The organism is Oryzomonas japonica (assembly GCF_008802365.1).
Classification (GTDB): domain Bacteria; phylum Desulfobacterota; class Desulfuromonadia; order Geobacterales; family Pseudopelobacteraceae; genus Oryzomonas; species Oryzomonas japonica.
Genome location: NZ_VZQZ01000002.1, coordinates 445822 through 470067, shown reverse-complemented (window position 1 = coordinate 470067; position 24246 = coordinate 445822). Strand labels below are relative to the sequence as shown.

Below are 24246 nucleotides of genomic sequence, written 5' to 3'. Positions count from 1 at the left end.
GGGGCACATGTCCATACATGCAGCCATAAAGAGCTGGCTGGATGATATTCAGGGTAAGAAAAAATATCAACGATACAAAGAGCAAGAAACTCGTACCAGAAGGGTCTTGGGGCAAATATTTGCAATTCTCAATATTCCGTGTGCAGTGTTTTATTTCTCTTGGTGTGTTTATAAAGCTAATTGGCAGTATTGGTATACTTTCATACCTTTTATTTTAAGTGAAAGTGTATTCCTTGTTCACTACCTACTCTGGATTAATTTGCTTTGGTACAAACGTCATCACCACCCTGAAGGGGTCATTCCTCAAAAAAAATATTCAGTAGACGTCTTTATTCCTGTTTGCAGAGAACCGCTTGAAATCGTAAGACGGACGGTTATGGCAGCCTGCGCTATTGATTATGAGAACAAGACTGTTTACATCCTCGACGATGGCGAAGACGATAAACTTCTCTCTATGGCCGAGGAATTTTGTATAGGCTATATCCGTCGTCCCACCCATGAAAACCGTAAAGCTGGCAACCTTAATTATGCATTTAGTCGAACCAATGGAGACTTGATCCTTGCTCTTGATGCCGATCAGGTTGCTGAAAGTAATATTTTGAAAAGTATTGTCGGCTATTTTTCAATTCCTCGTATTGCTTTTGTACAGACTGAACAACGCTTTAAACTACCGAAAAACGATCCATGGGGAAATTCTGACGAGGTCTTCTACAAAGCCATGCAGTCTGGTAAAGATAATGATAATGCTGCCATTTCTTGTGGCAATGGAGTCGTCTATCGTCGAGAAGCATTGATGGAAATTGGAGGGTTTTCAGAGTGGAACTTAGTGGAAGACCTTCACACATCTATGCGTATTCATGCTAAGGGGTGGAAAACTGTATACCATGATACAGCTTTTACTATTGGCCATGCTCCGGAAGATGTTTGCAGCCACCTGAAACAACGGTGGCAATGGGCAGTGGATTCGTTGCGACTTTTTTTTTGGGATTCGCCTCTGCGTTACAAAGGGCTTTCTTGGAGGCAAAAGGCTCAGTATCTGCACTTTGGCTACAATTACATCTCTTTCGGCATTTTTTTACCGATTTTTTTCCTCCTACCTATTTGGTCTCTTTTCACACATAATTTCATGCTTAAGGCGAATTTGTCGGAATACTTTCTTGCCAGATTACCATACTTTATTGTCTATTTGATAGCTAACAAGCTTCTCACGGATGGCCTCAACAACTATAAAGTATTTCAGTGTCAAGCTGGGCTTTTTTATGTGTATTTCAGCGCTGCGGTGACTGCTCTTCGCTGTCGCACAAAGCTTCCTGACTACACTGTAACTAGCAAGGTCAAAAAACATTCCCTGCTCACGACAAAGATTTTATCATGTTGGCCTCATATGCTCATTTCCGTATTTTCACTTATAGCAATAGTATATGGTATTGTGACAATAGATAATGATCCCTGGTTTTTAATAGTAAATATTTTTTGGGCGACCTGGACTATTGTTACCCTTAGTAGATTTATTGGTCTTAGCTTGTGGCCCCAAATGTACATGCGATGAAGTTTGGAATTTACCATCTAAATTATAATTTAGATAGAGCTGCTCTTGCTATTCTTGAAAAAAAATATGAAACCGAAATTTCCATCCTTTCTTTTTATAGAGCCTGGAATAATTGCAAGATTGAAGATGACCTGCCTTGGCTGAGTTGGCTTTTGTCTGCGCCAAAAGAAATCCTTTTAACATGGGAACCTTGGTCCATCAATTCTGAATTTGGTGTGCTCGAAAAGCAGCCCCATTTTTCACTTATAAACATTACCGCCGGAGCATTTGATACCTACATTAGGGCATTTGCCTCTACTCTGGCAGCTTGCCCAAAGGCTATTTTACTACGTCCGATGCATGAAATGAATGGCTCTTGGTACCCTTGGGGTGGCACTGTAAATAATAATACACCTGAGGAATTTCTAAAAGCTTGGAACCATATCAGAACACTTTTTTTTGAAGTTGGTGCATCAAATGTTAAATGGGTCTGGTCGCCATATACTTCATCATATCCAGATACTCAGGAAAACAGAATCTGTAATTATTTTCCTGGTGATGACCAAATCGATATGATAGCTCTTGACGGCTACAATTGGGGGGCGTCAACTGAATGGAGTAAATGGCATAGTTTCGTTGATTTGTTCAGAGATGGGTATGATATTGTAACTTCTCTTTCAAGAAAACCTGTGATAATTGGCGAAGTCGGGTGTACAGAATTGGGCGGGGAAAAGCCTGATTGGATAAGTGATATGTTTTCAATTCTGCCATCACGATTTGAGCGGATAGAAGCCCTAATTTGGTTTGATATTAACAAGGAATGCGATTGGCGTATAGCTTCTTCTGCTTCTTCAATGCGTATTTTCAAGAGCAGATCGCATATATTTCTTGCCTCGTGCGCAAGTTGTCCTATCAAGTAGACAGTTTATGGGTAAGTTGCTGTTCCGTTCCAAGTGTTCAACTGCACCATGTCGATTAAAGGCTGATGACGTATTCTTATAGCTTGCCTGAGCTGAGGCTATTTTAAGGAAATGGATAAATTGAATTCGGAGTACCATGAACTTCCTCTTCCATCTCTATCTCTCCGGCAATGATCCAGACCTGCTGACCGGCAATTTCATGGGGGATTTTGTCAAGGGAAGGGTAGGTGAAAACTACCCTCCCGGTGTGGCGGCTGGAATCATGCTGCACCGTCGTATCGACAGTTTTGCGCAACAGCATATCGTCTTTCGCCGGAGTTATGACCGGATTGCGCCGCAGTACCGGTTGTGGCGTGGGATATTTGTCGATCTGTTTTATGATCACTTTTTATCTGCAGGCTGGGACGAATGGGTGGATGAATCCTTGACGAGTTATCTGAGCCGAGCCAAAAAGATGGTTGAGGGGCGGCGTGAATGGTTGCCTGAACGCCTGCAAGGCCTGCTGCCGGTTGTATTTGATGAACTGCTTCCCTCCTATTGCGAGATAGGCGGCATCGGCCTAGCCCTTGAGCGTATGTCGCGCCGGGTGACGCGTGATAACCCTCTGGCCTACGGCGAACAGGAATTGAGACGGAACTATGCCGGGTTGCGCGAGGACTTCCGCCGCTTTCTGCCCGCTGTCAGCGAATTCGTTTCGGATTTTTGCAGAGCGGGAGCGGCGCCAACATAAACGGAGCCCCTCCAATACCCTTCCTTAACCCAACCCCACAGTAATTACATGTTTTTTTACTTGCAACCCATTGATTTTTACTTATATATAGTGATCAAAACTGCGGCACAGTACGATTGAGACACTGTGCCGCGTTTTTATGATCATTTTCTTATTCAATCCATTTTGTCTTACCGGGCTCCTCTATGAAGTTGCGCTCCAAATCTTTGCCGATATTGTCTGTGTCTCTGGCTGGGATGTTTCTGTTGCTCTATTTGGTTACCAAGGTGTTCCTGCTCGATAGCTTTGCAAGGATCGAAGTGCAGGAAGCCGCAGAGAACGTGGAACGAGCGGTCAACCTGATCAACGACGAAGCCAATAACCTCAACATAGTCTGTGGTGATTATTCCGCTTGGGATGATGTCTACCGCTATGTGAGGGATGGCAACTATGCTTTTGAAAAATCGAATTTGACCGCCCCCACCTTTGCAAAACAACGTCTCAACCTGATCATGTATCTCAACAGTGCCGGGGATGTCATCTTCGGCAAGGGCTTTGATCTTGAAAAAGGCCGGTTTACGCCTGTTCCTGCCGGATTTTTTCGCCATATCGCCCCCGGGAATCTGCTGCTGAGCCACACGATGCCTGACAGCACAGTCAAAGGTGTCATAAACCTGCCGGAAGGCTTGATGATAGTCGCTTCTCGGCCAATACTGACCAGTGAGTACAGGGGGCCTATCCGGGGCACGTTGATCATGGGGCGGTACCTGAATGCGACAGAGGTTGCCGGTTTGGCAACGATGGCCCGTCTTTCTCTGTGCCTGCTGCCAGGAGCGGCAACGAGCGTTTTGGGCGAGGCCGGGGTGATGCTGAGCGAGGCCAGGCCACGTGCGGTCGTGGCGGATGGGTTCCGCTATATTAACGGATATGCCTTGGTAAAGGATATTTATGGCCACAAGGCCTTTATCGTCAAGGTAACCGACCGGCGCACCATCTATGGGAGGGGAATGCGGGCCGTAGGATACTTTTTGCTCTGCTTCTTTGGCTTGGTTCTTGGTTTTGCTGCCATCGTGCATTTTTTGCTGAAAAAACTCGCCGTGTCGCAGCAACAGGGCAAGGAGCTTGAGCAGCGCTACAGCCTGGTTATCGAGGGGGCCAACGAGGGTATCCTCATCACGGACCGGACAAACGGGGCGATCATAGAATCCAATGGTGCGATCCAGAACTATCTGGGATACAGCGCCGACGAGTTGGTCGGCCTGTATCTCGGTCAGCTTGCTTTTGGCGATGCAGCCATAACCGATACCCTGGTAGAAAGGCTTTTGCAGCAAAAACGAGAGTATCGCCTCCGCCGCAAAGACGGTTCTGCCCTTGATGCTGAATTGAGCGCCGGTCTGATACCCTATGACGGCAGGGAAGCCCTGTGCATCATGGTTAAGGATATCAGAGAGCGGAAACAGTTTGAGGAGACGTTGTTTTTTCAGGCAAATCACGACCTTCTGACCGGTATTCCCAACCGTTATCTTCTCCATGACCGCCTGGAACAGGCCCTGGCGGCGGCACGGCGGGAAGGGCATATCGTGGCGGTCCTGCTTTTGGACCTGGACAATTTCAAGATCATCAACGATACCTACGGTCATCCGGTTGGTGATCAACTCCTGAAAAGTGTTGCCAATCGGCTGAAATCCGTTGTCCGGAGCGGCGATACCATTGCCCGGCTCGGCGGTGATGAATTCGTGATTATCCTCACCCGTATCGGCAGGATTGAAGACGTTATCCTGGTGGCTGAGCACCTTTTGAAACACTTTTTCAATCCCTTTGTGGTCAATGGCAATGAGTTCTTTGTGTCGCCCAGTATCGGGCTGGCGCTCTATCCCAACGACGACGACAGTGCCGCGGCCCTGCTCACCAAGGCCGACACGGCAATGTATCACGTCAAGGACAAGGGAAGGGCCGGATTCCAGTTTTTTACCACCGAGATGAACACCCGTGTTGTGGACCGTATGGAACTTGAAGTCGGGCTGAGACGTGCCCTTGAACGCGGAGAATTCGTCATCCATTATCAGCCAAAGGTCGAGCTGGCCACCCGGCGGATACAGGGCATGGAAGCGCTGTTGCGCTGGAATCATCCTGAGCGCGGATTGATCCAGCCGGATACGTTCATCCCCCTGGCGGAAGAAACCGGCCTGATTATCATGATCGGCGAGTGGGTGCTGCGCACGGTGTGCGAGCAGAGCAGTAAGTGGCAGGCAGCGGGGCTGCCGCCGATGAAGATGGCGGTAAATATTTCGGCACGCCAATTCAAGCAGCAGGACCTGGTGGAGCGAATAGGCGCTATCCTTGCCGAAACCGGCTTCGACCCCGGCCTCCTGGAGCTGGAGCTCACCGAAAGCTATCTCATGAACAATGTCGATGAGGCGGTTGCAAAACTTCACGGGCTCAAGGGGATGGGGCTCGGCCTCTCCCTGGACGACTTTGGAACGGGCTATTCGTCCCTGGGCTATCTGAAGCGCTTTCCCATCGATGTCGTGAAGATAGACAAATCCTTTGTGGACGACATTCTGATTAATCCGGATGACGCAACTATTGTGCGGACCATTATCCTTATGGCGCACAACCTCAACATGAAGGTCGTGGCCGAAGGGGTGGAAACCGGCGAACAGTTGGATTTTCTTGCTGAGCATGGCTGCGAGATGATCCAGGGATACTACTTCAGTCGGCCCCTGCCTGCCGATGGCTTTGCGGCAATGGTTCGCACGTGGGGTATCGAGTAAGGAGCGCGGCGATGGCGGGGGCTCCTGCCGTTTATCACGTGATGTTCTCCTGTGCCAGCGTGCCGAAAATGACGGTTATTCTGAAAAGGAGTGAATATTCATGTCTGAAACCACCAGGATCGTTATCCTTGACGGCTATACCATCAACCCCGGCGACAATCCCTGGACCCCGCTTGAGAACCAGGGGATATGTGCCGTTTACGACCGAACCCCGCCTGAACTCACCCTGGAGCGCGCCGCTCAAGCGGAAATAATTCTGACCAGCAAGGTCAAGCTGGATGCAGCCATCCTGAACGCCCTGCCGAGACTCAAATACATTTCGCTTCTGGCCACGGGATACAATAATATCGATGTGGCCGCCGCCGGCAAACTCGGCATTCCGGTTTCAAATATTCCTGCCTATTCCACCGAATCGGTTGCCCAGACCGCCTTTGCCCTGCTGCTGGAATTGGCCGTGCAGGTAGGGGCTCACAATGCCGCCGTCAAGGCCGGCGAATGGACCCGTTGTCCCGATCATTCCTTCTGGAAGGCGCCGATCGTCGAGTTGGATGGCCTGACGCTGGGGATCGTGGGGTACGGTACGATAGGGCGGGCGGTGGCGCGTATCGGCGCGGCTTTCGGCATGCGGATCATCGCCCATGCCCCCCGCATCCCACAGGATGTGGGGGCGCTACCGGTCCGTTTCGTCGATTTGGAAGAGTTGTTTTCTACGGCGGATGTAGTAAGTCTCAACTGTCCCCAGACCAATGACAATGCCGGCTTCGTCAACTCACGGCTTCTGGGGATGATGAAGTCCAATGCGTTTCTGATCAATGTAGCGCGGGGAGGGCTAGTGAACGAAGCCGATCTGGCCCAGGCGTTGCGAACCGGCCTGATTGCCGGCGCCGGGCTGGATGTGGTTGCCCATGAGCCGATGCTCGCCGATAACCCGCTCCTTGACGCCCCCAACTGTATCTTTACCCCCCATATAGCATGGGCTTCGCTGGCGGCGCGGCAGCGGCTCATGAGTATCGTTTCCGCCAATGTCGCATCATATCTTGCAGGAGCTCCGGCCAATGTGGTCAATAGCCAGTATCTTGCGCCGGCTGCAGGGCGGTAAAATCCGCCGGGAGATTCGCCAATGGAAGAACCCCAACAGAATTCGCCCAAACCGTTTCCCATCCTTGTCGTGGATGACAACCTTCTGCAAAGAACCGTTCTCGAAGCCGGCCTGAAGGCGGCGGGGCACGAGGTGGTTGTCGCTGAAAACGGCAAGCAGGGGCTCGATATCTTCAGGAAAGGGTATTATCCGATCGTCATGACCGACTGGGTGATGCCCGAGATGAACGGCCTTGAACTATGCCGGGCCATCCGCGCCGACGATTCCGGCCGTTATACCTATATTATCCTTCTCACCTCCCAGGATTCCAAAAACGACATCATTGCCGGGCTTGAGGCCGGGGCCGACGAATACCTGATCAAACCGGCCCATCAGGCCGAACTGGTTTCCCGCCTGAAAACGGCCAAGCGGGTGTTAGAGCTGGAAAGTTCCCAGCAGCGCTACATCGAAGAGATCAAAAACCTCTCCCTCATCGACCCGGTGACCGGGATCTTCAATCGTCGCTACATGGAGGACCATATCCCCCAGGAGATCAAGCGGGCGTATCGTTACGAACGTGCGCTTTCCCTGATACTGGTCAGCATCAATCAGTTCAGGGATGTTATCGGAGCTTACGGGCACTACTCCGGCGATGTGGTGCTCAAAAGTTGCGCCGATTGCCTGGCGGAGTCGATTCGCAAGGACGTGGACTGGCTGGCGCGCTACGGCGAGGACTCGTTCGTGGTGGTGTTGGCGGAAACCGATATGGCCGGAGCCATGATCGTGGCCAAGCGCTTGCGCCTCAGGATCGCTTCCCAGATCATCAAGATGTACGACAAAGAGGTGCGGATAAGCGCCAGTTTCGGCGTGTCCGGTTTTACCGCCAGCCAGCAGAAAACCGGCATGACGGCTGACGTGCTGATTGATAATGCGGATCGTTGTCTCACAACGGCCCAAGAAGAAGGGGGCGAAACGATCAAGGGAGTCAGGATCGGCTAGACATAATGTCCTGGCAAGCTCAAACTTGCTGCCGATTGCCGCCGTTCGGGAGTTTTATCTATTGATAAACAAAATAGAGAATCATCAGTTGTTTTCGGGCTATTTTTTTGCCATCAGTGCAACTGCTATCTGGTCGGGCAATTTCATCATAGCGCGGGGTCTCAATGAAAGCATACCACCCATCAGCCTTGCCTTTTGGAGATGGGTTGTTGCGGTAATTGTCTTTTTGCCGTTTGCCTTGAAACCGCTTATTGCCGACTGGCAAGTAATCAAAAAAAACATTCCATATCTGTGTCTTACATCATTACTTGGAATTACCATATTCAATACGTTGATTTACTTTGCCGGTCATACGACCACCGCTCTCAACCTCTCATTGATTTCGGTTACCTTTCCCATATTCATTGTCATTCTATCCAGGATTTTTTTCAATGAAGCGATAACTGTAAATAAAAGCGTCGGCATCACGCTTGTTGCATCAGGTGTTGTTCTTCTTGTTACCAAAGGGGCTCTTTTCAGTCTGTTAAACATATCACTTGCCATAGGCGACGTCTGGATGCTTTTGGCCGCTGTGACTTTCGCCGTTTACAGTATTTTATTAAAACACAAACCCGCACAGATAGGCATTATGGCTTTCCAGTTGAGCACATTTCTTCTGGGACTCATCTTTCTGTTTCCCTTCTATCTATGGGAATATCTGACGGCTCCTCACGTCGTATTCGCCATGAAAACGGTTTGTTCCATTCTTTACGTGGGGGTTTTTGCGTCACTAACCGCTTTTGTATTATGGAATAAGGCGGTCGTCGCACTCGGCCCTTCCAAAGCAGGTTTGGTTTATTATACCTTGCCTGTTTTTAGCGGTATTTCGGCATACTTTTATTTGAATGAAGAGATTAGTATCATTCACTTTTATAGTGTGCTGCTGATAGTTTCGGGCATTCTTACGGCCAGCTATGAATCAAAAAGGTCCAGACAATGCTTGCCCGCCGCGGGAGGCGCTGAGGGGGGGGCGGCAAGGACATCGTCTGCTGATGCTTGAGGAGTTTTTTTAACAATTAGCAGGATGAGACAACTTTACGAAAGACCGAAAAGTCATCTTATACCATTTTGTCGACAGGTCCGACAATACCGTTGGAAGCGTCTCTCGAAAGGCTCTTGTTCGCGGTGCCTTCCGGCATTTTCAGGCGCGGCCGGTCCGTTTGCCCCCGCGGCGGCATCGTCTCCATAACGTCTCCCCGCTTCTGCCCATTGTTCAACCAGTGCCCGCCCATGCCGACAGGCTGTTTTATTTTGCCGCTCGCCGCTACTTGTCCGATACGCGCCTCAGCTATTGACTTTATCAATGCAAAAGGTATGCTCGGCACATCATCGTCGTGAGGGGTTTCATGAAATTCATTGTCAATCACTTGAAGGAAAAATTCATCGCCGGCCTGTTCGTGGTGATCCCGGTGGGAATTACGATCTTTATCCTGACATTCCTGTTCAGTTTTGCCGATGGCATCCTGGGCAGCTATCTGGACACCCTTTTCAGTCTCTTCATCCACCACGAACTCCATATACCCGGTCTCGGCATGATTACCGGCGCGGTCGTCATCTACTTTGCCGGCATCTTTGCCACCAATGTCCTGGGAAACCAGTTCCTCAAGTTTGGGGATAAACTGTTGGAGCGCATCCCGCTCGTCAAGTCGATCTACTCGTCCAGTAAACAACTGCTCAAGGTGTTCCGGGAAGGGAAAACCTCCTATCGCCGGGCGGTCTTTGTGGAGTGGCCGCGTCCCGGCGTGCGCGCCATCGGATTTGTGACGGCCGAGGTCGTGCGTGACGGGATCCCGCTGGTGGTGGTCTATGTGCCGACCATGCCCAACCCCACTTCCGGTTTTGCCCTGTTCTTCCGGGAGGATGAGGTCTTCGACAGCGGCATGACCGTGGAGGAAGCCGTGAAATTCGTGGTTTCCGGCGGCATGGTGATAACCTGATGAGTAGCCCTCAGGCAACATCCGGTGGTGCCATGATTACGTCCTTGCAGGAAACTCTGAAGAATATTTTCGGTTACACGTCGTTCAGGCCGCACCAGCAGGAAATCATCTCCGCTATTGTTGCCGGTGAGGATGCTTTTGTCCTCATGCCGACCGGCGGCGGCAAGTCCCTCTGCTACCAGGTGCCGGCCCTGCACCGGGCCGGGGTGGGCATTGTGGTTTCGCCGCTCATCTCCCTGATGAAGGACCAGGTGGACGCCCTGACGGCCAACGGCGTCGCTGCCGCGCTCTACAATTCTTCGCTGAAGGAGGCTGAGGCCCGGCAGGTGCTGGCCCGTCTTCATGGCGGCCAACTGGACCTGCTGTACGTCTCGCCGGAACGGCTGATGAGCGATGGTTTCTTGGACCGTTTGAAGGATCTGGACATCGCGCTGTTTGCCATTGACGAGGCTCATTGCGTCTCCCAGTGGGGACATGACTTCCGGCCGGAATACGTGCAACTCGGCCGGCTGCGGGACCTGTTTCCCGGAATCCCGCTGATTGCCCTGACCGCCACCGCCGACCCCCAGACACGCACCGATATCATCGGGCGTTTGGGATTGACGGAGGCCGTTTGTCACGTGGCCGGTTTTGACCGCCCGAACATCCGCTACACGGTGTTGGAAAAACAGAAACCGTTCCAGCAGTTGAGCACCTTTCTCAAGGGACGTTCCGATGAGGCCGGGATCGTCTATGCCCTTTCCCGCAAGCGGGTGGAGGAGTTGGCGGGACGTCTGGCCGAGGCCGGTATCAAGGCTGCTCCCTACCATGCCGGCCTTTCGGACAGGGAGCGGCAGCAGACCCAGGACGCCTTTCAACGGGACGACCTGCGGGTGGTGGTGGCTACCGTGGCCTTCGGCATGGGGATCGACAAGCCCAATGTGCGCTTTGTGGTGCACTATGACCTGCCGAAGAACATCGAGAGTTACTACCAGGAAACCGGCCGCGCCGGCCGGGATGGGCTGCCGGCCGAGGCGCTGCTCCTGTTCGGTTACGGCGACATCGCCATCTCCCGGGCCTTGATCGAAAATGGCGGCAACCCGGACCAGAAACGGATCGAGCTCCACAAGTTAAACGCCATGGTCGGTTTTGCCGAGGCGCTTACCTGTCGCCGCCGCGTCCTCCTGGGCTATTTCGGCGAGCATCTGGAGGAGGATTGCGGCAACTGCGATGTCTGCCAGAGCCCACCGGAACGCTACGATGCCACCGAAGATGCCCAGAAGGCCCTCTCCTGCGTCTACCGGGTCGGACAGCGCTTCGGCATGGGGCATGTCATCGAGGTGCTGCGCGGCTCACGCAGTCAACGCATCCAGAGTCTGGGGCATGATCGGCTCTCCACCTACGGCATCGGCAAGGAGTTGTCCCAGGACGCCTGGGGGGGGCTCATGCGCCAACTGCTGCACCTGGGCTACCTGGAGCAGGATGTGGGCAATTACTCGGTGTTGCACCTGACTGCTCGTTCAAAACCGGTCCTACGGGGGGAAGAGCAGGTGGTGCTGGCCCGGCCGCGGGTCAGGGTGGTGGCGAAGAAGGAGCCGAAACGGGGCAGGGGCGAGTTGGAGTATGACCGGGAGCTTTTCGAGCGGTTGCGTATGCTGCGCAAGCGCTTGGCTGATGAACAGCAGGTGCCCCCCTTCGTTGTGTTTGGGGATGCCACCCTGGTGGAGATGGCCGCCTATCGCCCCGTGGATGACGATGGCCTGGCGCGTATCAGTGGGGTAGGGAAGCACAAGCTGGCCCGCTACGGGGCGGCATTCCTGCGGGAGATCCGCGGAGAGGCCGATCTCTCCGACAGCTAGTGCCCTGCGCCCGACGTGCCGAAGGAGGTCTTGTGAAGATTGCTCCCCGATTTCCCCTGCGTGTTTTCTATGACGGTTCCTGCTCGGTGTGCAGTTCGGAAATGGCACACTATCGTGTCAAGGACAAAGGCGGGAAGCTGAAATTCATCGATATCAGCGCTCCGGAATTCGATCCCATGGCCTATGGCATCCCTCTGGCCGAGTTCATGTATCAGTTGCATGCCATTGACCGGAACAACATGGTCTATCGGGGGGTAGACGCCTTTGGGGCTATCTGGCGGGCCTTTCCGGCTTCGACAGTCTATGGTATTCTCGCAACCGTACTATCTCTGCCCGGTTTTGCCACCATTGCCCGATTGGGCTATCGGTTTTTTGCCCGGATTCGTCGGTTTTTGCCCAAACAAAGCGCTGCCTGCGCCGATGGGAGTTGCAAAATCGGCAGACACAGGCTTGGGTAGCGGCATCCAGTTTTCGTTTGAAACCGGTCCACCGGTAAATAATTTTCATACCAGAGCGATACATGAAGATTGTCTGTCCCAACTGCAATGCAAACGGCACCGTTCCTGACCATGAAATTTCGGAGCAGGGGCGTTTTCTGAGTTGCCCGCGTTGCAAACACGGCTTCACCATCAGGAAACCGCGCGCCGGAAACAATGCATTCCTGGTGGATACCTGCCCGTCATGCAGCTTTAGCACCTTTGGGGACGAATCATTCTCCACCTGCCCCAAATGCGGGGTCGTCGTCAAGGCCTTCGTGGAGCGGCGGCGGGAAGAGGTTCAGCGCCTCCGTGATCAGGAATTGCTCGGCAAAAAATTCTCCCACGACGCGGCGCCTTCACAGCCAGAGCCGGAAACAACCGTAGTCGCCGATTTTGTCGAGACGCTGCACCCGGTCAATCTGATCGGCTGGGGAGCCTCCCTGGCCGCCGTAATCGTGCTGGGCATGGGGCTCTGGGGGGTGTTGGAGTATCATGGCGGCGACATCCAGGCACAGCTGTCGGCCCAACGGGACGAACCGGTATCGGCCTGGTACGTTTTCCTGCACTACGGTGCACTGCCCTGGGCCAAGTCGCTCTATGGCCTTGCCCTTCTGGCGACAGCGGTCTTGTTCATGAAACGGAACGCGCAATCGCTCACGGTGCTGTCCCGGCTGCTGTGGGCTACAATCTTTTTCATACCGCTCTATTTTATCGGAGGATTCGTCCTCTGGGTGATGGAACCGATACCACACGCCGTCAGCGGCTACTTCAGCGAGGTGGTGAATATCGCCCTTATGTCGGCCCTCTGGTGCATCCCCCTGTTTCTGCTGGTGCGTTTTCTCTCCGATCGTCGCATAACCTCTGTCGTAAAACGGTAACCCGTAAAGATGATATGGCTGCTCTGCTGCATGTCAGGCTGATGGGGCCGGCTTGGGGGCGGACAACGGCATGGGTGGGGATCGCGGGGTATTTGTGATGCTGTTCACCTATCCGGGGGGCAGCATGCTCTTGGAGAGTTCCCATAGTTGTTTGCCGGTTGGCGAGGCAAACAAAAAAAGCCCGTAGGAGACGATTCCAACGGGCTTTTGCTCTTCAGTGGGGTGGCCGGGCCGCTACTCTGCCTGGGGGGCGGCAGCACTTCCCGGTTCCGCTTTTTCACCCGGTTTGCGGCGTCTGCGGCGGCGTTTTTTAGCCGGCGCTTCTCCGTTTGCGCCCTCTGCAGCGGCGATGGGAGAGGGGGGGGCTGCCGCAGCCGCAGGTTTCGGTTTTACGCTGCCGCTCCTCGCGGGACGAGCCGTCCGCTCACCGCCCCGGCCCCGGCTGCCGCCGGTTTTGGCCTCGAGCGGCTTGCGTTTGGGCCGTGGAGTACGCACGTAGTCGTTGACGAACAACTCGTCCTCAGCCCACTCCGTAGGAATTTTGTCCTTGATATACTCCTCGATGGCTTCCAGGAAAAAGGCGCCGTCCTCATCGGCCAGGGAGATGGCCTTGCCTTCGGAACCGGCCCGTGCGGTGCGGCCGATGCGGTGGACATAGTCCTCGCAGTCCTGAGGCAGGTCGTAATTGATGACGTGGGTGACCCCCTCGATGTGCAGGCCGCGTGAGGCGACATCGGTGGCGATCAGGATCGGGAGCTTGCCCTGCTTGAAATCGTCGAGGATGCGCATGCGTTTGCGCTGTTCCACATCGCCCGAGATGACGCGGCAGGGAAAACCGTTGGCGTTCAGCCTGTCGAACAGGTACTCGGCCTCACGCTTGGTATTGATGAAGATCATGGTGCGATCCATCCCGGTGCGGCGGAGCAATCCCAGCAAAAGAGGGAATTTTTCCTTGCGGGAGACGTGGTATAAAACCTGTTCGACCCGCTCGGCGGTCATCTTTTCGGGCGTGACCGAGAGCTTTTGCGGCATGTTCATGAACTCGTAGGCAAGCTCCATGACCCGCAGGCTGAGGGTGGCCGAAAACATCAGGTTCTGGCGTTTGTCGTAGGGGGGGAGCTTCCGCAGAATGAAACGCAGGTCGGCGATAAAGCCCATGTCGAACATGCGGTCGGCCTCATCGATCACCAGCATCTCAATCCCCTTGAGGGAATAGACCTTTTGTTTCAGATAATCGATCAGCCGGCCCGGGGTGCCGACTATTACATCGGCCCCTTCGAGCAGGGCGCTCCGCTGTTTCATGTAGTCGACCCCGCCGTAAATCGCCTGGGTGACCAGGCCGCAGTGCCGGCCCAACAGTTGTGCATCTTCCTCGATCTGGACCACCAGTTCCCGCGTTGGTGCCAGGATCAGTGCCCGCGGCTGGTGCGTACTTTTATCTTTGTTTTCCAAAAGACGGGTAAACAGGGTGATCAGAAAAGCGGCGGTCTTGCCGGTACCGGTCTGGGCCTGACCGGCCACATCCTTCCCGCCAAGGGTGAGCGGCAGGGTTTGTTCCTGAATAGGGGTACATTCGCTGAAACCAGCGTCCCGGATGCCTTGCCGGACCTCTTCAGGGATTGAAAGTTCGTCGAATCGCATTAGTCTACTTCCTCGTGTTACTCAAAAATATCTGATTGCTACTAATTCCATACCATATACCGTGACGTAGCGTCTGGCAATGGAAACATGAAGAATTTGCGCGGTGCGGCGGCCAGAAATGCTTTGACAAACCGTTTTTCATTCCATTAGTATGACAAAACTTCACTTCAAGGAAACCACCAGATGCAGGCCGCCCTGAACATCATTGGAGACGAACTCAAGCTCGTCGAGCAGCAATTTCGCAAAGACCTGGAATCCGACGTACCCCTGATCCGCAAAGTCGGGGAATACGTGTTGTCCAGCGGCGGCAAACGCGTCCGTCCGGCCTTGCTGCTGCTCGCCGCCAAGCTCTGCGGCTATCAGGGGGACAAGGCGGTTCCTCTGGCAAGCGTGATCGAGTTCATCCATACCGCCACACTGCTGCATGACGATGTGGTTGACAGCGCCACCCTGCGCCGGGGCATCGCCTCGGCCAACACCCTATGGGGCAATGAGGCCTCGGTGCTGGTCGGTGATTTTCTCTTCTCCAAATCCTTTTCCCTGATGGTCGGCGTCGGCAGTTTTGATATCCTGCGGGTGCTCTCCGGCGCCACCACGATTATTGCCGAGGGAGAGGTCATGCAACTGCTCTCCACCGGCGAACTCGATCTGACGGAAGAACGTTACATCGGCGTTGTGCGCGCCAAGACCGCCATCCTCATGTCGGCTGCCTGCGAGGCGGGGGCGATCCTGGGGGCTGTTCCGGCTGACCGGCAAAAAGCCATGGCCGATTTCGGCATGGAGTTGGGAATCGCCTTCCAACTCATGGATGACCTCCTGGATTACACGGCCACCGAGGAGGAGTTCGGCAAAAGTATCGGCCATGACCTGGAAGAGGGCAAGATCACCCTGCCGCTGATCCACACCCTGCGCCAGTGTACCGCCGAAGAACGCTCCGTTATCGAAGTGGTTGTGGAAAAGGACGAGATGTCGCTGGATGAATTCCGCGAGGTTTCAGGCCTGGTCAAGCGGTACGGCGGCATCGAGTATACCGTGGAGGCGGCTAGGCGCTACATTGCCGCAAGCCAGGGACGCCTCGACCTGTTTGCCCCGTCGCCGCTCAGGGATGCCCTGACGAAGCTTGCCGATTATGTGGTTACCCGCAGCCGCTGACTCTTTCCCGACTGCCACGTACCGCAAATTTTTGGAGGAATACATGAAACGGTTTCTGTGTCTCGTCGTTCTGGGTGCAGTGGTGGCGCTTACGGCATGTACCAAAAAGGAAACAGCCAAAACCCCGGCTCCGCTCCAGGAAAACAGCCCGGCCCCGGCGATCACGGTAAACTCCCTGAACGGCAAGCCGCTGAACCTTTCGGACCTGCGGGGCAAGGTGGTGGTCCTCAACTTCTGGGCGACCTGGTGCCCCCCCTGCCGCGAGGAGATTCCTTCCATGATGAAGCTCAACAGCGCCATGGCCGGCAAACCGTTTCAAATGGTGGCGGTTTCCATCGACGAGGGGGGCCAGCCGGCGATCGAGTCGTTTTTCAAGACCAGCGGATTCAGCCTGCCTGCCTATACCGATCCAGATAACCGCGCTGCCAAGGCATATGGCATAACCGGCGTACCTGAAACCTTTGTCATCGACAAAAATGGTATCCTCTTGAAAAAGGTTATCGGCCCGATGGCGTGGGATTCCCCCGATATCCTGTCCTATCTGGAAGGGTTGACGAAATAGGAGTCTTGCCGTGCATTCCCAGCATGTCACATATGTAGGCGCTTTCATCGCCGGGCTGCTTTCATTCCTCTCACCCTGTGTCCTGCCGTTGATCCCTTCCTATATCACCTATATCACCGGTCTCTCCTTTGCCGATCTGCAGGCCGAGCATCCGTCTCACATCGTCCGCCGCAAGGCTATGCTGCACGCCCTTGCCTTCATTGCTGCCTTTACCGTGGTATTCGTACTGTTGGGCGCTTCGGCAACCTTTGTCGGCTCGTTCCTCCAGGAGCATATCGGGGCGGTGCGCAAGGTCGGCGGGGTATTGATCGTCCTGTTCGGCATCCATGTAACCGGGCTGGTGCCGCTTCATTTCCTGATGGGCGAGAAGAGGGTGCAGCTTCACCAAAAGCCGACGGGGTATGTGGGAAGTTTCCTGGTGGGTATCGCCTTTGCCGCCGGGTGGACCCCCTGCATCGGCCCGATCCTGGCCTCGATCCTGATGGTGGCCGCCACCGAAGGCAGCATCATGCAGGGAATCATTCTGCTGCTGCTATATTCCCTGGGGTTGGGTATCCCGTTCTTCCTCTCCGCCCTGGCCATGCATCAATTCCTGACCGTCTTCAACCGGTTCAAAAAGTTTATTCGCGTATTCGAGATCTGTACCGGCCTTTTCCTGGTGCTGGTCGGGATCCTGATCTATACGAACGGCCTTGCGCGCCTATCCGGTTATGCCAGCATGCTCTTCAAGGGGATTGAGTGAAGATTCACCGGGCGCGGCACTCCATGCAACTTGCCGTGTCGCAACTATCGGTGACCGAAGCCTTCTATGCCGGCATACTGGAGTTGCCGGTACAGCGTTCCTTTACCTCCCCGGGAGCCCCGGACTACCTGGTGATGGATATGGGCAACATGGCCTTGATCTTCGTGGAAGAGGATGACGTCATAAGGTCCCATCCAATGCTTGAACCCCGTTTCAGCATGTTCCCCCGTGGTATCGGCATGACGCTGCATTTTCGGGTTGACGATATCGAAGGCATCAGCGAGGCCATCGTGGAGGAGGGGTTGGAACTCCTCTACCCCCTTGAAGTCAAGCCCTACGGCATCAAGGAGTTGTGGTGCTTTGACCCGGACGGTTATCTGGTGGTGTTGGACGAACCGATTGAAGAGAGAAAGAAGTCCGGCTCGTAGATGGGGCGTCCCTGCGATCAATTATCCTTGACCTTGACTACAGAGAGTGGTAGTCTCCGACCACAACATACACACTACCTTTTAATCCAACCCGAGAGGTTGGCAAGGGTTACACAGATGACCGAAGCGAATCATATATCGAAGGGTCTTGCCGCATGCGTGGTGAGGCTCTTTTTTTGTGTCTCACGGAAAGGTGGCCGACCATGGCGGACAATCTGACGGTACTGCTGGATGAAAGCGGCATCAAACGGGCGTTGACCCGCATCTCCCACGAGATCCTGGAGCGGAACAAGGGGGTGCAGGATGTGGTTCTGATCGGCATCCGCTCGGGCGGGGCTTTCCTGGCCGAGGAACTCGCACAATCCATTGCGATGATTGAGGGGGCCGCGATTCCGGTGGGGGCGATTGACATCACCCTCTATCGCGACGACATCAAGAACCATACCTCCCGTCTGCCGGTGGGAAAAACGGAGATCGGCTTTTCGCTGCAAGGGAAAAAGGTCGTCCTGGTGGATGATGTGCTCTTCACCGGCCGCACCATTCGGGCCGCCATGGATGCCCTGATGGACCACGGCAGGCCGGAATGCATCCAACTGGCGGTGCTGATCGACCGGGGACACCGGGAACTGCCGATCCGGGCCGATTTCGTCGGGCGCAACGTGCCGACCAGTTCGAAGGAAAATGTTCAGGTCGTATTCAGCGCGCAGAATCAGCCGCTCGAAGTTGTTCTTGAAAAATAGGGAGGAGGGGGCATGGCAGAGTTCAAACACAGGAATATCATTGCGCTCAGGGACCTGACCAAGGAAGATATGGAGTTGCTCCTGGCGACGGCCGAAAACATGCGGGAGATCAACAGCCGCGACATCAAGAAGGTCCCCACGCTGCGCGGCAAGACCATCATCAATCTGTTTTACGAAGCATCGACCCGCACGCGGACATCCTTTGAAATAGCCGCCAAACGGCTTTCCGCCGATACCGTCAATATCTCCCCCTCTACCAGTTCGGCCACCAAGGGGGAAACCCTGGCGGATACGGCCCTGAACCTCCTGGCCATGAAACCGGATATCATCGTCATGCGTCATGCGGTTTCCGGCGCCCATTACCATCTGGCCAAAAAGGTGACCTGCTCGGTGGTCAACGCCGGTGACGGCGCCCATGAGCATCCTTCACAAGGGCTTCTGGACCTGTTGACCATACGGGACCGGTTCGGCCGGCTGGACGGCCTCAAGGTGGCCATTGTTGGCGACATTACCCATAGCCGGGTGGCCCGCTCCGATATCCAGGGACTGACCAAGATGGGGTCCCACGTCTACCTGGCCGGCCCACCGACCATGATGCCGCCGGCGGTCGAAAAGCTGGGGAGCGTTACGGTGTGCACTACCATGAGGGAAGCCATTCAGGATGCCGACGTGGTTATAATGCTGCGTATTCAGCAAGAGCGCCAGGGCAAGACCTTGATGCCCAATGCCCGGGAATACTCCCGCTACTTCGGGCTCAATCCCGAAAACCTCAAGCTGGCCAAGCCGGGAGCCATGGTCATGCACCCCGGTCCCATCAACCGCGGCGTGGAGATGTCCTCCTACGTGGTGAACGGCAGCCAGTCCCATGTCCTCAAACAAGTGGAGAACGGCGTGGCGGTGAGGATGGCCATGCTCTACCACGTATGCGGCGGTGAGCTGGAGTGATGAAACGGCCGCTTTTCCGCCAGCTCGGCGTAAGTCTTCGGTACCGTTTGTGCGGCATAGCGCTGCTATGCCTCCGCGCGATACCTCGACAGCCTTGATCTGACGAAAAATCGACCGCTTCAAGGAAATACACAAACCTATCATTTAGGGGTGACCATATGAATCTTTTGATCAAGAACGGCCGGGTGATCGATCCCTCCCAGGGGTTGGACGAGGTGGCTGATGTGCTGGTTGAAGCCGGGGTTGTGAAGGAGATCGGCACTAATCTGAAGGCGCCGGCCGGCGTGCACGCCATCGACGTTGCCGGGAAATACGTGGTGCCGGGACTGGTAGACATGCACGTGCATCTGCGCGATCCGGGGTTGGAGTACAAGGAGGATATCGTCAGCGGCACCAAGGCAGCGGCAGCGGGCGGTTTCACCTCCCTGGCCTGCATGCCCAATACCAAGCCGGCCATCGACAACAAGGCCGTGGCCAGCTATATCATCAATAAGGCCAACACTGAAGGGTTCTGCAACGTCTTTCCGGTCGGCTGCATCACCTACGGCATGGGCGGCGAGCGCATGGCCGAGATGGGCGAGTTGAAAGAAGCCGGTTGTGTTGCGGTTTCGGACGACGGCAGGCCGGTCGCCAATGCGGAGCTCATGCGCCGCGCCCTCGAATATGCCCGCGGCATCGGCATTCTGGTCATCTCCCATGCCGAGGACCTGGCGTTGGTGGGGGAGGGGGTCATGAACGAAGGCTTTACCTCCACGGAACTCGGCTTAAAGGGGATTCCCCGGGTTGCCGAGGATATCGCCACGGCCCGTGACGTGATGCTGGCAGAATACACCAATTCGCCGCTCCACATCGCCCACGTTTCCACCAAGGGATCGGTGCGCATCATCCGCGAGGCCAAAGCCCGCGGCGTCAAGGTCACGTGCGAGACTGCGCCCCATTACTTCACCCTGACCGATGACGCGGTCCGCGGTTACGACACCAACGCCAAGATGAACCCGCCGCTGCGCGAGGCCGATGACGTGGCCGCCATCAAGGAGGGGCTCAGGGACGGTACCATCGACTGCATCGCCACCGATCACGCGCCACACCATCTGGATGAAAAGGACGTGGAGTTCAATGCAGCCCTGAACGGCATCATCGGTTTGGAGACATCGCTGCCGCTCTCCCTGAAACTGGTAGAGGACGGCATTCTGACCGTTAATCAGTTAGTTGAAAAGATGTCATGTAATCCTTCGAAAATACTTGGCATCTCACGCGGAAGTCTCCGCGTCGGCGCGGTGGCGGACCTGACCGTAATCGATCCCGCCGCCGCGTGGGCAGTGGAGACGGAAAAGCTGGTCAGCAAGTCCCGGAACACCCCCTTTATCGGCTGGAAGATGAAAGGGGCGGCGGCCTGCACCATCCGGGGCGGCGCAGTGGTTTTTTCCCGGTAATAAACGGCGGAGGACGCCATGCTGCAGCTCAAGCGAGTGTATGAACCAGCGGACGCGGGGGACGGTAAGCGCATTCTGGTCGATCGCCTCTGGCCACGGGGGATTTCCCGGGACGCGGCGCGGATAGATGCCTGGCTCAAGGATATTGCACCCAGCGACCAGTTGCGCCGCTGGTTCGGCCATGCCCCCGAAAAATGGGAGGAGTTCCGCAGCCGTTACCGGGAAGAGCTCCGGGAACATGCCCCCCTGGTGGAGCAACTGCGCAACGAAGCGGACGATACAACCATAACCCTGCTGTTTGCCGCGCGCGATAGCGACCGGAACAATGCAGTGGTTCTGAAGCAAGTCATCGAGTCTTATCAAAAGGAGTCACACGTATGAGAGCAGTCCTTGCGCTCGCCGATGGGCGCATTTTCGAGGGGAGATCATTTGGAGCCGGCGGCGAGGCCACAGGTGAAGTGGTTTTCAACACCTCCATGTGCGGTTATCAGGAGGTCCTGACCGATCCATCCTATAAGGGGCAGATGGTCACCATGACCTACCCCCAGATCGGCAACACCGGCATCAACCCCGAGGATATAGAGAGCCGCGGTCTTTTTCTCTCCGGTTTTATCGTCAAGGAGTATATGGACTGCTACTCCAACTGGCGCGCCACCATGAGTCTGGACGCGTACCTCAAGGAAAACAGCGTGGTGGGCATCCAGGGGCTCGACACCCGCGCCCTGACCCGTCATCTGCGGGACAAGGGGGCCCAAAACGGGATTATCTCCACGGTTGATTTCGACCGGGAGAGCCTTGTCAAAAAGGCGCGGGCCGTCCCCAGCATGGCCGGCCTGGATCTGGCCAGCGGCGTCAGTTGCGACAAGCCGTACCATTGGACCGAGGGGCTGTGGAACTTGGAGACGGGCTATGCCACGGTTGATCCCGCCACCCTCAACTACAAGGTGGTGGCTTTCGATTTCGGCATCAAGTACAACATCCTGCGCTGCCTCGTGGATGCCGGCTGCGACGTGACCGTGGTGCCGGCCGCGTTCCCGGCCGAAGAGGTGCTGGCCATGAATCCGGACGGCATCTTCCTCAGCAACGGTCCGGGCGACCCTGAGCCGCTGACCGGCGTGATCGAAAACCTGCGCAAGCTCGTCGGCAAAAAACCGATTTTCGGCATCTGTCTTGGCCACCAATTGTTGGGATTGGCCCTGGGGGGCAAGACAGTGAAACTTCCCTTTGGTAACCACGGCTCCAACCTGCCGGTCATGGACATGGCGACCCGCAAGGTCGAGATCACGGCCCAGAATCACGGTTTTGCCGTTGATCTCGATTCCCTGGGCGCTGTGGCCTGTCTGGGGCATGAGAACCTGAACGACCAGACTGTAGAGGGAATTCGCCACTGCGACCTGCCGATCTTCTCGGTACAGCATCACCCCGAAGCCTCGCCGGGACCGCACGATTCCCAGTATCTGTTCGGAAGGTTTGTGGAGATGATGGAAAAGTATCGCTAGAAACACGGTTGCCGCTTTTACGCCAGATCGGCGTAAGTCTTCGGCATCGTTTGTGCGGCATAGCGCTGCTACGCCTCCGCGTGATACCTCGACAGCCTTGATCTGACGCAAAATCGACAACCGGATGGCAAAGCGACTGCCAAAGGCAACCGTAACGAAGAAATAACCATGAACTATTTGACGCTCTATCAATCCGGCGAGTTGCTGAAACGGGTCCGGACGGCCTACGCCCGTCTGGCCGCCTGCGACCTCTGCCCCCACGACTGCGGTGTGAACCGCCTTCAGGGGGAGCGGGGAATCTGCGGCGCCGGGGCGCATCCGGCAATCGCTTCGGCCAATGTCCACAACGGCGAGGAACCGCCCATCTCCGGCAGCCGGGGGTCCGGGACGATCTTTCTCACCGGGTGCAGCCTGAAGTGCCGCTTCTGCCAGAATTTCCCCATCAGCCAGATGGGCAACGGCGAGGTGATAACGACAAAGGTCTTGGCAGATCGGATACTCAAGCTCCAACAACGGGGTGTGCACAACATCAATCTCGTCACCCCCACCCACTACGTGCCCCAGATCCTGGCTGCGCTCTATCTGGCCATTCCCCAGGGGTTCCGGCTCCCCCTGGTCTGGAACTCCAGCGGCTACGAGAAGGTTGATACCCTGGCGCTTTTGGACGGTGTGGTGGATGTCTTCCTGCCGGATATGAAGTATGCCGATAACGGAACCGCCGAACGTATCTCCTCGGCCCCGGGGTATGCGGACATCAACCGGCCGGCTGTCGCCGAGATGCTCCGGCAGGTGGGGCATCTTAAGCTTGACGATGAAGGTTTGGCGGTCAAAGGGTTGATTATCCGTCATTTGGTACTGCCGGGAGGGTTGGCGGAAACGCGTAAAACCTTGTCCTGGATTGCCGGAAACCTGGGGACGGCAACCCATATCTCCCTGATGCGTCAGTACTTCCCGGCCCACCAGGCCGTGGGCATGCCGGTACTCGGCCGCAAGCTCACCGATGACGAGTACGATGAGGCGCTGGAAGCACTGGAAGAGTTCGATCTGGACAACGGCTGGGTGCAGGATTGAGCGAAGGGGGCATAACGGCGATGGACACCACGAGCAACTATGCGGATCATTGCCTTATCTTTAAAATCTGCGCCAGGATAGAGGCCCAAACCGCGGAACTCTATCACTATTACAGCGAGCTCTTTCGCGAGAACGGCGATGCAGCGCAACTGTGGCACAAGACAGCGCTTGAGGAGGAAAATCACCTCCGGCAGTTCGAGCTTGCCGACCGGCTCTATCGCAATGTGGACTTTGCCGTAGCGATCGATCCCGAGCGAGCGGAAAGGGTATGCCACAAGTTGGGCATGCTTTTGTCCCATGTCCGGCAGCAGCCCCCCGATCTCGAAACGGCCCTGTCGCGGGCCATCGAGATGGAGGAATCACTTGCCGATCTGCACATGGAAAGCGTCGTCAGATTTGCGGATGATTCCATACAAAAGATCTTCAAGGCGATGATGCGTTTCGATCAGGAGCATGTCCAGTTGTTGAAAAAATTTCTGACCATCGTAACCCTGTCCCGGACGGATATGAACGGATGAGAACGATAGGACTGCTGATAGTATCCAATATTTTCATGACCTTTGCCTGGTATGCCCATCTCAGGAACCTGCGTACCCGGCACTGGCTGATCGCCGTGGCGGTTTCCTGGGGGATCGCATTCTTCGAGTACCTGATCCAGGTGCCGGCCAACCGCATCGGTTACGGCCGTTTCTCCCTGGCTCAGTTGAAGATCATGCAGGAGGTCATCACCCTGTCGGTCTTTGTACCCTTTGCCGTACTGTACATGGGCACCACCCTGACCTGGAATTATCTCTGGGCCGGTTTTTGCCTGGCTGGAGCCGTTTTTTTCATATTTCGCTAATCACGAGAAGGAG

24 protein-coding genes are annotated in these 24246 nt (G+C 55.3%); 23 read left to right on the top strand and 1 reads right to left on the bottom strand.

Going from position 1 to position 24246, the window contains the following annotated elements; genetic code table 11:
* The first annotated feature begins 7 nt into the window (after positions 1-7).
* The 11 genes from F6V25_RS05440 to F6V25_RS05390 all read left to right on the top strand — a co-directional run bounded on the left by F6V25_RS05440 (position 8) and on the right by F6V25_RS05390 (position 13179).
* Complete coding sequence (locus tag F6V25_RS05440) at positions 8-1549, top strand: glycosyltransferase (RefSeq protein WP_151127589.1); 1542 nt, start codon at positions 8-10, stop codon at positions 1547-1549.
* Positions 1546-2448, top strand: a complete 903-nt coding sequence (locus tag F6V25_RS05435) for a glycoside hydrolase family 26 protein (RefSeq protein WP_151127588.1) — start codon at positions 1546-1548, stop codon at positions 2446-2448. The genes F6V25_RS05440 and F6V25_RS05435 overlap by 4 nt, the downstream gene beginning before the upstream one ends.
* A 136-nt stretch (positions 2449-2584) precedes the next feature.
* The gene (locus F6V25_RS05430; protein WP_151127587.1) at positions 2585-3178 is read left to right on the top strand and encodes an acyl carrier protein phosphodiesterase; all 594 of its coding nucleotides are present in this window, start codon (positions 2585-2587) and stop codon (positions 3176-3178) included.
* Positions 3179-3423: 245 nt separating this feature from the next.
* Positions 3424-5931: a bifunctional diguanylate cyclase/phosphodiesterase gene (locus F6V25_RS05425; protein ID WP_191966085.1), complete on the top strand. Its 2508-nt coding sequence runs from the start codon at positions 3424-3426 to the stop codon at positions 5929-5931.
* 100 nt (positions 5932-6031) lie between these two features.
* Positions 6032-7030, top strand: a complete 999-nt coding sequence (locus F6V25_RS05420; RefSeq protein ID WP_151127585.1) for a D-2-hydroxyacid dehydrogenase — start codon at positions 6032-6034, stop codon at positions 7028-7030.
* Between the two features lie 21 nt (positions 7031-7051).
* The gene (locus tag F6V25_RS05415) at positions 7052-8008 is read left to right on the top strand and encodes a diguanylate cyclase (protein ID WP_151127584.1); all 957 of its coding nucleotides are present in this window, start codon (positions 7052-7054) and stop codon (positions 8006-8008) included.
* Positions 8009-8033: 25 nt separating this feature from the next.
* On the top strand, positions 8034-9047 hold the full coding sequence (locus F6V25_RS05410) for a DMT family transporter (protein ID WP_218043527.1): 1014 nt from the start codon (positions 8034-8036) through the stop codon (positions 9045-9047).
* Between the two features lie 346 nt (positions 9048-9393).
* Entirely contained in the window at positions 9394-9984 is a 591-nt protein-coding gene (locus F6V25_RS05405) for a DUF502 domain-containing protein (RefSeq protein WP_151127582.1), read from the top strand.
* A gap of 32 nt (positions 9985-10016) precedes the next feature.
* Positions 10017-11822, top strand: coding sequence for a DNA helicase RecQ (gene recQ / locus F6V25_RS05400; RefSeq protein ID WP_151127581.1), 1806 nt, complete (start codon positions 10017-10019; stop codon positions 11820-11822).
* 32 nt (positions 11823-11854) lie between these two features.
* Positions 11855-12280, top strand: a complete 426-nt coding sequence (locus F6V25_RS05395; RefSeq protein ID WP_151127580.1) for a thiol-disulfide oxidoreductase DCC family protein — start codon at positions 11855-11857, stop codon at positions 12278-12280.
* Positions 12281-12342: 62 nt separating this feature from the next.
* Positions 12343-13179, top strand: coding sequence for a zinc-ribbon domain-containing protein (locus tag F6V25_RS05390; protein WP_151127579.1), 837 nt, complete (start codon positions 12343-12345; stop codon positions 13177-13179).
* 234 nt (positions 13180-13413) lie between these two features.
* Here the strand turns inward: F6V25_RS05390 and F6V25_RS05385 are convergent, their stop codons facing one another.
* Positions 13414-14820: a DEAD/DEAH box helicase gene (locus F6V25_RS05385; RefSeq protein WP_151127578.1), complete on the bottom strand. Its 1407-nt coding sequence runs from the start codon at positions 14818-14820 to the stop codon at positions 13414-13416.
* Positions 14821-15003: 183 nt separating this feature from the next.
* On the opposite strand from F6V25_RS05385, the gene F6V25_RS05380 reads away from it, so the two are divergent.
* The 12 genes from F6V25_RS05380 (at position 15004) to F6V25_RS05325 (ending at position 24233) form a co-directional block, all read left to right on the top strand.
* Positions 15004-15972 (top strand): polyprenyl synthetase family protein, encoded by a 969-nt coding sequence (locus F6V25_RS05380; protein WP_151127577.1) that lies wholly within the window; start codon positions 15004-15006, stop codon positions 15970-15972.
* Between the two features lie 43 nt (positions 15973-16015).
* On the top strand, positions 16016-16534 hold the full coding sequence (locus F6V25_RS05375) for a TlpA disulfide reductase family protein (RefSeq protein ID WP_151127576.1): 519 nt from the start codon (positions 16016-16018) through the stop codon (positions 16532-16534).
* Positions 16535-16544: 10 nt separating this feature from the next.
* On the top strand, positions 16545-17276 hold the full coding sequence (locus tag F6V25_RS05370; RefSeq protein ID WP_151127575.1) for a cytochrome c biogenesis CcdA family protein: 732 nt from the start codon (positions 16545-16547) through the stop codon (positions 17274-17276).
* A complete protein-coding gene (locus F6V25_RS05365) occupies positions 17273-17704 on the top strand; it encodes a VOC family protein (protein WP_246166969.1) in 432 nt (143 codons plus the stop codon). Before F6V25_RS05370 ends, F6V25_RS05365 begins: the two co-directional genes overlap by 4 nt.
* Before the next feature lie 203 nt (positions 17705-17907).
* Positions 17908-18444, top strand: coding sequence for a bifunctional pyr operon transcriptional regulator/uracil phosphoribosyltransferase PyrR (pyrR, locus tag F6V25_RS05360; protein ID WP_151127574.1), 537 nt, complete (start codon positions 17908-17910; stop codon positions 18442-18444).
* Between the two features lie 12 nt (positions 18445-18456).
* Positions 18457-19389 carry an aspartate carbamoyltransferase catalytic subunit gene (locus tag F6V25_RS05355; RefSeq protein WP_151127573.1) on the top strand — a complete coding sequence of 311 codons (933 nt, stop codon included), beginning with the start codon at positions 18457-18459 and terminating at the stop codon, positions 19387-19389.
* Between the two features lie 158 nt (positions 19390-19547).
* Positions 19548-20822 carry a dihydroorotase gene (locus F6V25_RS05350; RefSeq protein ID WP_151127572.1) on the top strand — a complete coding sequence of 425 codons (1275 nt, stop codon included), beginning with the start codon at positions 19548-19550 and terminating at the stop codon, positions 20820-20822.
* Between the two features lie 18 nt (positions 20823-20840).
* Positions 20841-21203 carry a DUF488 domain-containing protein gene (locus F6V25_RS05345; RefSeq protein WP_151127571.1) on the top strand — a complete coding sequence of 121 codons (363 nt, stop codon included), beginning with the start codon at positions 20841-20843 and terminating at the stop codon, positions 21201-21203.
* Positions 21200-22321 carry a glutamine-hydrolyzing carbamoyl-phosphate synthase small subunit gene (carA, locus tag F6V25_RS05340; RefSeq protein ID WP_151127570.1) on the top strand — a complete coding sequence of 374 codons (1122 nt, stop codon included), beginning with the start codon at positions 21200-21202 and terminating at the stop codon, positions 22319-22321. The genes F6V25_RS05345 and carA overlap by 4 nt, the downstream gene beginning before the upstream one ends.
* Before the next feature lie 168 nt (positions 22322-22489).
* Entirely contained in the window at positions 22490-23392 is a 903-nt protein-coding gene (locus F6V25_RS05335) for a radical SAM protein (protein WP_151127569.1), read from the top strand.
* 20 nt (positions 23393-23412) lie between these two features.
* Entirely contained in the window at positions 23413-23910 is a 498-nt protein-coding gene (locus F6V25_RS05330; RefSeq protein WP_151127568.1) for a hypothetical protein, read from the top strand.
* The gene (locus F6V25_RS05325; protein WP_151127567.1) at positions 23907-24233 is read left to right on the top strand and encodes a DMT family protein; all 327 of its coding nucleotides are present in this window, start codon (positions 23907-23909) and stop codon (positions 24231-24233) included. Before F6V25_RS05330 ends, F6V25_RS05325 begins: the two co-directional genes overlap by 4 nt.
* Positions 24234-24246 lie beyond the last annotated feature (13 nt).

Bases quoted from the DNA above. Each gene is read 5' to 3' on its own strand.
- pyrR (WP_151127574.1), top strand. From the start codon at position 17,908: ATGGCGGACAATCTGACGGTACTGCTGGATGAAAGCGGCATCAAACGG.
- F6V25_RS05435 (WP_151127588.1), top strand. From the start codon at position 1,546: ATGAAGTTTGGAATTTACCATCTAAATTATAATTTAGATAGAGCTGCT.
- F6V25_RS05415 (WP_151127584.1), top strand. From the start codon at position 7,052: ATGGAAGAACCCCAACAGAATTCGCCCAAACCGTTTCCCATCCTTGTC.
- F6V25_RS05390 (WP_151127579.1), top strand. From the start codon at position 12,343: ATGAAGATTGTCTGTCCCAACTGCAATGCAAACGGCACCGTTCCTGAC.
- F6V25_RS05405 (WP_151127582.1), top strand. From the start codon at position 9,394: ATGAAATTCATTGTCAATCACTTGAAGGAAAAATTCATCGCCGGCCTG.
- F6V25_RS05375 (WP_151127576.1), top strand. From the start codon at position 16,016: ATGAAACGGTTTCTGTGTCTCGTCGTTCTGGGTGCAGTGGTGGCGCTT.
- F6V25_RS05345 (WP_151127571.1), top strand. From the start codon at position 20,841: ATGCTGCAGCTCAAGCGAGTGTATGAACCAGCGGACGCGGGGGACGGT.
- F6V25_RS05420 (WP_151127585.1), top strand. From the start codon at position 6,032: ATGTCTGAAACCACCAGGATCGTTATCCTTGACGGCTATACCATCAAC.
- F6V25_RS05440 (WP_151127589.1), top strand. From the start codon at position 8: ATGTCCATACATGCAGCCATAAAGAGCTGGCTGGATGATATTCAGGGT.
- F6V25_RS05430 (WP_151127587.1), top strand. From the start codon at position 2,585: ATGAACTTCCTCTTCCATCTCTATCTCTCCGGCAATGATCCAGACCTG.
- F6V25_RS05335 (WP_151127569.1), top strand. From the start codon at position 22,490: ATGAACTATTTGACGCTCTATCAATCCGGCGAGTTGCTGAAACGGGTC.
- F6V25_RS05385 (WP_151127578.1), bottom strand. From the start codon at position 14,820: ATGCGATTCGACGAACTTTCAATCCCTGAAGAGGTCCGGCAAGGCATC.
- F6V25_RS05330 (WP_151127568.1), top strand. From the start codon at position 23,413: ATGGACACCACGAGCAACTATGCGGATCATTGCCTTATCTTTAAAATC.
- F6V25_RS05325 (WP_151127567.1), top strand. From the start codon at position 23,907: ATGAGAACGATAGGACTGCTGATAGTATCCAATATTTTCATGACCTTT.
- carA (WP_151127570.1), top strand. From the start codon at position 21,200: ATGAGAGCAGTCCTTGCGCTCGCCGATGGGCGCATTTTCGAGGGGAGA.
- F6V25_RS05350 (WP_151127572.1), top strand. From the start codon at position 19,548: ATGAATCTTTTGATCAAGAACGGCCGGGTGATCGATCCCTCCCAGGGG.
- recQ (WP_151127581.1), top strand. From the start codon at position 10,017: ATGATTACGTCCTTGCAGGAAACTCTGAAGAATATTTTCGGTTACACG.
- F6V25_RS05355 (WP_151127573.1), top strand. From the start codon at position 18,457: ATGGCAGAGTTCAAACACAGGAATATCATTGCGCTCAGGGACCTGACC.
- F6V25_RS05380 (WP_151127577.1), top strand. From the start codon at position 15,004: ATGCAGGCCGCCCTGAACATCATTGGAGACGAACTCAAGCTCGTCGAG.